Origin of the sequence: Allobosea sp. CER48 (assembly GCF_044752385.1) — a bacterium.
Taxonomy (GTDB): domain Bacteria; phylum Pseudomonadota; class Alphaproteobacteria; order Rhizobiales; family Beijerinckiaceae; genus Allobosea.
In genome coordinates this window covers 1-7,015 of the sequence record NZ_JBIWYK010000148.1, presented here as the reverse complement: position 1 = coordinate 7,015, position 7,015 = coordinate 1, and the positions used below count along the sequence as shown (strand labels likewise).

The 7,015-nt window shown below is 66.8% G+C and carries 6 protein-coding genes and 1 pseudogene; 4 read left to right on the top strand and 3 right to left on the bottom strand.

The annotated features are described in order from the left end of the window. Positions 1–21: 21 nt before the first annotated feature. A complete protein-coding gene (locus tag ACIPIA_RS07775) occupies positions 22–1,032 on the bottom strand; it encodes a fumarylacetoacetate hydrolase family protein (RefSeq protein WP_400508257.1) in 1,011 nt (336 codons plus the stop codon). Between the two features lie 62 nt (positions 1,033–1,094). On the opposite strand from ACIPIA_RS07775, the gene ACIPIA_RS07770 reads away from it, so the two are divergent. Together ACIPIA_RS07770 and ACIPIA_RS07765 are read left to right on the top strand one after the other, a co-directional pair. Next, complete coding sequence (locus tag ACIPIA_RS07770) at positions 1,095–2,180, top strand: TRAP transporter substrate-binding protein (RefSeq protein ID WP_400508255.1); 1,086 nt, start codon at positions 1,095–1,097, stop codon at positions 2,178–2,180. A gap of 25 nt (positions 2,181–2,205) precedes the next feature. Beyond that, positions 2,206–2,697 (top strand): MarR family winged helix-turn-helix transcriptional regulator, encoded by a 492-nt coding sequence (locus ACIPIA_RS07765; protein WP_400508253.1) that lies wholly within the window; start codon positions 2,206–2,208, stop codon positions 2,695–2,697. Positions 2,698–2,709: 12 nt separating this feature from the next. On the opposite strand, the gene ACIPIA_RS07760 is transcribed toward ACIPIA_RS07765, so the two are convergent. Continuing rightward, positions 2,710–3,660, bottom strand: coding sequence for a phosphoribosylaminoimidazolesuccinocarboxamide synthase (locus ACIPIA_RS07760; RefSeq protein WP_400508251.1), 951 nt, complete (start codon positions 3,658–3,660; stop codon positions 2,710–2,712). A gap of 258 nt (positions 3,661–3,918) precedes the next feature. Between ACIPIA_RS07760 and ACIPIA_RS07755 the strand changes: the two genes are divergently transcribed. After that, positions 3,919–5,094, top strand: a complete 1,176-nt coding sequence (locus ACIPIA_RS07755) for a DUF2865 domain-containing protein (RefSeq protein ID WP_400508249.1) — start codon at positions 3,919–3,921, stop codon at positions 5,092–5,094. Positions 5,095–5,287: 193 nt separating this feature from the next. After that, complete coding sequence (locus tag ACIPIA_RS07750) at positions 5,288–6,607, top strand: MFS transporter (protein WP_400508247.1); 1,320 nt, start codon at positions 5,288–5,290, stop codon at positions 6,605–6,607. A gap of 60 nt (positions 6,608–6,667) precedes the next feature. On the opposite strand, the pseudogene ACIPIA_RS07745 reads toward ACIPIA_RS07750, so the two are convergent. After that, a pseudogene (locus tag ACIPIA_RS07745) lies at positions 6,668–7,015 on the bottom strand (glutamate--tRNA ligase); the annotation flags it as partial.

Genomic DNA, 7,015 nt, shown 5'->3' with positions numbered 1-7,015 from the left:
CCCCGTCAGTCATCGTGCAGCTCAGACATGCGGCAGGACTTCCTGTTCAATCGCGCCAAAGATCGAATGCCCGGCAGCATCCTTCATCTCGATCCGGACCGTATCGCCGAAACGCAGGAACGGCGTCTTCGGTTCACCCCGACGGATCGTCTCGACCGTGCGCTGCTCGGCGATACAGGCGTAGCCGATGCCGCCCTCCAATACCGGTCGGCCGGGACCGCCGCCGGCATCGCGGTTCGAAACCGTGCCGGAGCCGACGATCGTGCCGGCCGAGAGCTTCCGCGTGGCGGCCGCATGGGCGACGAGCGTGCCGAAGTCGAAGGTCATGTCGGCGCCGGCATCGGGCTTGCCGAAAAGCGCGCCGTTCACCTGCGCGAGCAGCGGCAGATGAAGCTTGCCGTCGCGCCAGGCCGCGCCGAGCTCATCAGGCGTGGCCGCCACCGGCGAGAACGCCGAGGACGGCTTTGACTGAACGAATCCAAAGCCTTTGGCCAGTTCGCTCGGAATCCGATTCCGCAAGCTCACGTCGTTTGCGAGCATCACAAGGCGAATCCGGCCGAGCGCTTCCTCGCGGCTCGCGCCCATCGGAACGTCGTCGGTGACGACGGCGATCTCGGCCTCGAAATCGATGCCATCCTCCTCGCTCCGGGCCAGCACGGCCTGGCGCGGACCGAGCAGCGCATCGCCGCCGCCCTGATACATCAGCGGGTCGGTCCAGAAGCTCTCCGGCATCACGGCACCACGTGCCTTTCGCACGAGATCGACATGGTTCACATAGGCCGATCCGTCGAGCCACTGATAGGCGCGCGGCAGCGGCGCGGCGCAGTCATGTTCGTGGAAACGGAAGGACGGCACCGAGCCGTGCTCCAGCCCCTCGGCGAGGTCGGCCAGGCGCGGCGCGAGCCGCCCCCAGTCGTCGAGCGCCGCCTGCAAGGTCGCGACGACGGGAAATGCATCGGTCGCTCGTGTCAGGTCCCGCGAGACGACGACGAGGCGGCCATCACGGCCATGCGCGAGAGAGGCGAGCTTCATGTCTTTTCATTCCTTCGCGGACGCGCCAATAAGGACGTAACAAGCCTTCGGGAGGAGACCATATGGAACGTCGCAGCTTTTTGAAAACAGGAGCTCTCGCCGCCGCCGCGACAACCGTCGCGATGCCTGCGATCGCGCAGTCGCAGCCCGAGGTGAAATGGCGGCTGACCTCGAGCTTCCCGAAGTCGCTCGACACCATCTTCGGCACGGCCCAGCAGTTCTCGAAATACGTTTCCGAGGCGACGGACGGCAAGTTCGACATCCAGGTCTTCGCGCCGGGCGAGATCGTCCCCGGCCTGCAGGCGCTCGATGCCGTCTCGTCCGGCACGGTCGAATGCGCGCATTCGCCGACCTATTTCTACATCGGCAAGGACCCGACGCTGGGTCTCGGCACCGGCATCCCCTTCGGCCTCAACGCGCGCCAGCAGCATAGCTGGTGGTATTTCGGCGGCGGCGAGCAGGTGGTGAACGGCGTGCTCGACCGCTTCAACGCCTATTCCATCCCTTGCGGCAACTCCGGCTGCCAGATGGGCGGCTTCTTCCGCAACGAGCTGAAGAGCGTCGATGACCTCAAGGGCCTGAAATTCCGCATCGGCGGCATGGGCGGTGCGGTCCTCGCCAAGCTCGGCGTCGTGCCGACGCAGATCGCGCCCGGCGACGTCTATCCGGCGCTGGAACGCGGCACGATCGACGCGGCCGAGTTCGTCGGCCCCTATGACGACGAGAAGCTCGGCTTCATTCGCGTCGCGAAATACTACTACTATCCCGGCTGGTGGGAGGGCGGCGCGATGCTGCACCTGATCATCGGCAAGGACGCCTGGAACAAGCTGCCCAAGCACTATCAGGCGATCGTCCAGAACGCCTGCGAGGCGGCCAACAACTGGATGCTGGCGAAGTACGACTTCGTGAATCCGGGCGGCCTGCGCCGGCTGGTGGCGCAGGGCGCGCAGTTGCGCGGCTTCCCGCTGCCTGTCATGGAAGCGGCACTGAAGGCCGCCGAGGAATACTACGCGGAGACCGGTGCGAAGAGCCCGGACTTCAAGAAGGGCTACGATTCGATGGTCGCCTTCCGCGGCGAGAACCTGCTCTGGTGGCAGGTCGCGGAATTGTCCTACGACTCGTTCATGAACCGGCTGAAGGCGCGCTGAGGCGCGCCTTACGATCGCCATGTCGATGAAACCGACCGACGACACCGAAACCAAGGCGCTCCACCTGGAGCGCTTCCTGCCCTATCGCCTGAATGTGGTGGGCACCCTGGGCGGCCGCGCGCTCGGGCGCATCTATGGCGAGCATTTCGGCATAGGCATCCCCGAATGGCGGGTCGTGGCGCAGCTCGGCGAGTTCGGCAAGCTGACCTCGCGCGACATCGGCGAGCTCGCACAGATGCACAAGACCAAGGTCTCGCGCGCTGTCGGCGAACTGGAGAAGCGCGGACTCGTCTCGCGCTCCGAGAACCGGCAGGACCGACGCGAATCCTTCGTGGCGCTGACCCCTGCCGGAAAGCGCATCTACGATCAGATCGTGCCGCTGGCCCTCGGTTTCGAGGCACGCTGGATCGAGGGGATAGCGCCGGACGAGCTCAAGGTGTTCGAGCGCGTGCTCTCGACCCTGACAGAGCGCGGGCGCCACCTCGCCGGCGGCTATCGCGACGAGGACGGCGCCTGAGCGCCGCGGCGCTCAGAAATATCGTGCCAGGTTCTTCCGGATCCGCGGCAGCGGGTCCTCGCCCTTGGGCGGATAGGCGAAGGCGGCGCCGGTGATCGTCTCGAAGGCGCGGACATAGACCGCCGAGGTCTGGTCGATCAGCTCCTGCGGGATGGGCGGCAGCGCTTCCTTGTAGGGGTCGCAGCGGGCGACCACCCAGTTCCGCACGAAGTCCTTGTCGAAGGATTCGGGCTTCTCGCCCGCGGCGAAACGCGCGGCAAAGCTCTCGGCGAACCAGTAGCGGCTCGAATCCGGCGTGTGGATCTCGTCGGCGAGGAAGATGCGCCCCTCGGCGTCGGTGCCGAACTCATATTTGGTGTCGGCGAGGATGAGGCCGCGCTCACGGGCGAGCTTCTGCCCCCGCGCGAACAGCGCCAGCGCATAGCCGGCCACGGTGTCCCACTGCTGCTGCGTCAGCAGGCCGCCTTCGACGATCTGGCGCTCGGAGAGCGGTTCGTCATGGCCGCCGTCGAAGGCCTTGCTCGTCGGCGTGATGATCGCCTGTGGCAGTTCCTGGTTGTCGCGCAGGCCGTCCGGCAGGGCGATGCCGTACATCTCGCGCTGGCCCTGCTTGTAGAGCGTCAGGATCGAGGTGCCGGTCGTCCCCGCCAGATAGCCGCGCACGACGATCTCGACGGGCAGGATCTCGAGGCGCTTGCCGACCACGACGTTGGGATCGGGATATTCCAGCACATGGTTGGGGCAGATATCGGCCGTCTGCTCGAACCAGTAACGCGCCGTCTGCGTCAGCACCTGTCCCTTCAGGGGGATCGACGCGATCGCGCGGTCGAAAGCGGAGAGACGATCGGTCGAGATCAGGATACGGCGGCCATCCGGCAGGTCGTAGTTCTCGCGAACCTTGCCGCGATAATAGTTCGGCAGCTCCGGGATGACGGCTTCGTGAAGCGGCAGGTAGTCGGACATGGCGCAGCTTGCCTCATTGGCGGAACGCGAGGATCGGCGCCGCGGCGCCGTTCAGGCTGCCCTTCTAGCGAAACCGCACGTTTTCCACCACCGCGGCAGCGCGCGCTTCCCCCGATTGCTGCAACGGCCCGAATGTGGCATGCGGAGCCTCCAGCGGGAGCGGTGCCCGGTAGTCTAAACTGGGGCCGCTCCATAGTTCCGTCGCGTTTGGCGGGTGTTGTTGGGCGAAGCCGAAGCCGGCTTTCGACAATGGATGGCGTGACCCGACCTGCGATGATCCTGAAACTTTCCAGACGTTTCGGCATGGCGCTGCTGGCGCTGGCGGCTCTAGCCGGGCCTGCCGCGGCGCAATCGCCGTCCTGCGACGCCTGGCGGTCGGAACTCGAGAGCCTGCAAGGCCGCAGCGGCGGGGATCCGCGCGCGGCCCAGGCGGCCCAGCGCGTCGGCGGCCAGCTCGCGCAGCTCACCAGCCAGTACCGCGCCATGGGCTGCGAGCGCACCTTCGGCATCTTCGATTCGGGGCCGCCGCAATGCGGCGCGATGCGCGCCCAGCTCGGCCAGTTGCAGTCGCAATATGCGACCTTGCAGCGGCAGGCGCAGGGCGGCGGCGTCGAACAGCGGCGCGCGCAGCTCGCCGCCGCGATCAACAACAATTGCCGGGCGCAGCCGCGCGGTTTCTTCGAGACGATCTTCGGGCTCGAGCCCCGCCGCGGCGAGATCGACTCCACCCTGCCGGAACTCGATCCCGAGCAGCCGACCGAACCGGCGAAGCCACGCCTCGGCGGCCCGCAGACCGTCTGCGTACGTACCTGCGACGGCTTCTTCTTCCCGCTCAGCAACAATGCCGGCAACCCCGACGAGATGTGCCAGGCGCTCTGCCCCGGCGTCGAAACCCTCGCCTATGGCATGAGCTCGGGCGGCGACATCCAGAACGCAGCCTCGCGCTCGAGCGGGCAGCCCTATTCCTCCCTGCCGAATGCCCTGAAATACACGCGCAGCTTCGACGCGGCCTGTACCTGCCGCGGCCGCGGCGAAAGCTGGTCTGCCGCGCTCAAGAATGCCGAGTTCCTGCTCGACAGCCGCAAGGGCGACGTCATCCTCACCGAGCAGCGCGCTGCCGAGCTGTCGCGCCCGAAACTGGACCCCAAGGCAGACGCCAAGCGGCGCGGCAACGCGCAGCAGCCGGCAGCGGCGGCCGCAGCGCCCGCGGCGACTCCCGAAGCTGCCGAGGACAAGCCGATGCCCTCGGAGAACTCTCCGACCGCCGGCACCGAGTCGGCCGGCGTCGGCCCCGACATCGTCGGCGAGAAGGTGCTCGACAAGAAGGACGGGCTGAAGAGCGAGTCCCGCAGCGTCACCGGCGAACGCCGGCAGGTGCGGATCGTCGCCCCCAATCTGGCACCCAATTTGAGCCCGCAGCTCGTCCGGCCCTGACACGGCAAAGTTCCATGCGCCGTGCGCAATGGCGCCGACGCCGCGCCAGCGCGTTGGCCGCTGGACGCATGGCCAAAACCGACGCATAACAGCGGTGCCAAGCCGCCCTCCGGGAGGCCGCCAGACCGCCTTCCACGGCCTTTGTTCGGGTCGCGCGCTCGCCTCTGACGCTCCCCAGCTCCAGAAGGCCGCCATGTCCGATACGACCACGCCGCATCCCCACCCTATCGAGATCGACGACGCGAAGAGACGCCTCAAGGCGATCTTCATCGGCTCCGTCGGCAATCTCGTCGAGTGGTACGATTTCTACGCCTACACGGCCTTCGCGCTCTATTTCGCGCCGCATTTCTTTCCTTCGCATGATCCGGTCGTGCAGCAGCTCAACGCCGCGACCCTGTTCGCGGCGGGCTTCATCGTACGGCCGGTCGGTGGCTGGCTGTTCGGCCATCTGGCGGACCGCTACGGGCGGCGGTTGTCGCTGATGGTGTCGGTCCTGATGATGTGCTTCGGCTCGCTTCTCATCGCCTTCACGCCCACCTACGCGACGATCGGCTTCGCTGCGCCCGCCCTGCTGGCGCTGGCGCGTATCATCGAGGGCCTGAGCCTCGGCGGCGAGTATGGCGCGAGCGCGACCTATCTCACCGAGATCGCCGACCCGGAGCATCGCGGCTTCTATTCGAGCTTCCAGTACGTCACGCTGATCGGCGGCCAGCTCACCGCGATCCTGGTCCTGCTGCTGCTCCAGAACGTCTTCCTGACGCATGAGCAGCTCGTGGCCTGGGGCTGGCGCATCCCCTTCATCATCGGCGCGCTGCTTGCGGTCACCGCGATGTTCATGCGGCGCCACATGCAGGAAACGGAGGCCTTCGAGGCGGCGAAATCCACGATGAAGCGCGAAAGCTCGCTGAAGGGCTTGATGAAGTACCCGCGCGAGGTCGCGATCGTGGTCGGCCTCACCGCCGGCGGCACCGCCGCCTTCTACACCTTCACCACCTACATGCAGACCTTCGTCAAGCAGACGGTCGGCCTCTCCGACATCGTCACGACCTATGTCATCGCCGGTTCGCTCATCTTCGCCGCGGTTTTGCAGCCGGTCTACGGCCTGATCTCGGACAAGATCGGCCGCAAGCCGATGCTGATGTTCTTCGGCCTCGCGGGCTCTCTGCTGACGGTGCCGATCCTGACGACCCTCTCCGGCACCAAGTCGCCCTGGATCGCCTTCCTGCTGATCTGCGGTGCCTGGATCTTCACCGCCGGCTACACCTCGATCAACGCCGTGGTGAAGGCGGAACTCTTCCCGACGGCGATCCGCGCCACCGGAGTTGCCGTGCCCTATGCGGTGACTGTCTCGATCTTCGGCGGCACGGCGCCGGCCATCGCCCTGTTCTTCAAGCAGCAGGGCCACGAGGAGTGGTTCTACTACTACCTGGCGGGCATCATCTTCCTGTCGTTCCTGGTGTATTCGACCATGCGCGACACCAAGCATGAATCGGCGATGCATCGACACGAGTGAGCGACCGACATTCCGGGGCAGCTAGCGGGCATGAACCCGGCAGCCCCGGAATGCTGACATTCAGGCGCTCTCGCCGGCCAGCCGCTTCAGCGCCTTGTCGCGCCCGATCAACGGCAGCAGCGCGGCGAGCTCCGGGCCGTGATCGAGCCCCGTCAGCGCCTGTCGCAGCGGCATGAAAAGCGCCTTGCCCTTGGCCCCGGTGGCCGCCGCCACGGCCTGCGTCCAGCTCTTCCAGGTCGTCGCGTCGAAGGGCTCCTGCGGGAGAAGGTCAGCCGCGGCAGCAGCGAAGGCCGGGTCCGCGATCACGGGCGCGGCCGGGCCCTGCACCACCTGCCACCATGACGTGGCCTCATCCAGTTTGGTGAGATTGCCGCGCACCGCCAGCCAGAAGGCCTCGCCACCGTCGAC